The organism is Mycobacterium sp. TH-M103 (assembly GCF_057473785.1).
Window position 1 is genome coordinate 1 of sequence record NZ_JBYCLG010000360.1, and the last position, 1,683, is coordinate 1,683.

The window sequence follows — 1,683 nt, forward strand, 5'->3', positions numbered from 1 at the left end:
GCGACACCTACGGGCTGATCAGGTTCGGCTCCCGGTTGGACACCTACCTGCCGCCGGGCGCGGTGCCGCTCGTCGAGGTGGGCCAGCGGGCGGTCGCAGGCGAAACCGTGCTGGCCGAACTGCCATGACGATCAGGCCGCGGGCCAGGCGGGGGGTGAGCCTGCAGATTCTGCCCAGCTCGATGACCGTGCTGTCGGTCTGCGCGGGGCTGACCGCGATCAAGTTCGCCCTCGAGCACCAGCCGAAGGCGGCGATGGCGCTGATCGCCGCGGCCGCCATCCTGGACGGCCTGGACGGGCGGGTGGCGCGCATCCTGGACGCCCAGTCCCGGATGGGCGCGGAGATCGACTCGCTGGCCGACGCGGTCAACTTCGGGGTCACCCCCGCGATCGTGCTCTACGTGACGATGCTGTCGACGTCGCCGGCCGGCTGGGTGGTGGTTCTGCTGTACGCGGTGTGCGTGGTGCTGCGGCTCGCGAGGTTCAACGCGCTGCTCGACGACGGCAGCCAGCCCGCCTACGCGCGGGAGTTCTTCGTCGGGATGCCCGCGCCGGCGGGCGCGGTGTCGATCATCGGCCTCATCGGGCTCAAGCTGCAGTTCGGCGCGGGCTGGTGGACCTCGCCGGTGTTCTTGTGCGTCTGGGTGGTGGGGACCTCGATGCTGCTGGTCAGCAAGATCCCGATGAAGAAGATGCACGCCGTGTCGGTGCCGCCGAACTGGGCCGCGCCGCTGCTGGCGGTGCTGGCGATCTTCGCCGCCGCCGCGGTGCTGGCCCCCTACCTGCTGATCTGGGCGATCATCGTCGCCTACCTGGTGCACATCCCGTTCGGGGTGCGCAACCAGCGCTGGCTGGCCGCCCACCCCGAGGCGTGGGCCGACAAACCCAAACAGCGGCGGGCCGCGCGACGCGCCATCCGCCAAGCCCGGCCCAACCGCCGGTCGGTGGCGCGGCTGGGGCTACGCAAACCGGGTGGGCGTCTGACGTGACGGGCTCCGGTCGGCTCACGCTCACCGCCCGGCTGAACACCTCGGCCCTCGACTCCCGCCGGGGCGTCATCCGCCTGCACCCCAGTGCCGTCGCCGCGCTCGGGATCCGGGAGTGGGACGCGGTGTCGCTGACCGGGTCGCGGACCACGGCGGCCGTGGCGGCTCTTTCCGGGCCGGACACCGCGGTCGGCGCGGCGCTGCTCGACGACGTGACGCTGTCCAACGCCGGGCTGCGCGAGGGCACCGCGGTGCTCGTCGGTGCGGTCACCGTGTACGGCGCTCGGTCGGTGACGCTGTCGGGCTCGTCCCTGACGACCCGGTCGGTGTCGCCGGTCACCCTGCGCCAGGCCCTGCTCGGCAAGGTGCTGACCGTCGGCGATGCCGTGTCGCTGCTGCCCCGCGACCTCGGCCCCGGCACGTCCACCTCGGGGGCCACCCGCGCGCTGGCGGCCGCGGTCGGGATCAGCTGGACCTCGGAGCTGCTGACCGTCACCGGCGCCGACCCGCAGGGGCCGGTCAGCGTGCAGCCGAACACGCTGGTCACCTGGGGGGCCGGCGTCCCGGCCGGCGCCGGGCCGGTCACCCGGGAGCCGATGGCCACGGGAACCCCGGCGATCCTCATCGAGGAGCTCAAGGGCTCGCAGCCGCAGGCCGCCAAGCTCGCCGAATGGCTCAAGCTCGCGCTCGACGAACCG

2 protein-coding genes and 1 pseudogene are annotated in these 1,683 nt (G+C 73.3%); all 3 read left to right on the forward strand.

Annotated elements, in window-relative coordinates:
* The coding region (locus AC2VOR_RS19940) for a phosphatidylserine decarboxylase (RefSeq protein ID WP_486964376.1) at positions 1 to 128 on the forward strand (128 nt) is incomplete at its 5' end.
* Positions 125 to 988 carry a CDP-diacylglycerol--serine O-phosphatidyltransferase gene (pssA, locus tag AC2VOR_RS19945; RefSeq protein WP_369740873.1) on the forward strand — a complete coding sequence of 288 codons (864 nt, stop codon included), beginning with the start codon at positions 125 to 127 and terminating at the stop codon, positions 986 to 988. The genes AC2VOR_RS19940 and pssA, both read left to right, overlap by 4 nt.
* A pseudogene (locus AC2VOR_RS19950) lies at positions 985 to 1,683 on the forward strand (AAA family ATPase); the annotation flags it as partial. The gene pssA and the pseudogene AC2VOR_RS19950, both read left to right, overlap by 4 nt.

Excerpts from the sequence above, each read along its gene's own strand:
- pssA (WP_369740873.1), top strand. The coding sequence starts at position 125 with ATGACGATCAGGCCGCGGGCCAGGCGGGGGGTGAGCCTGCAGATTCTG.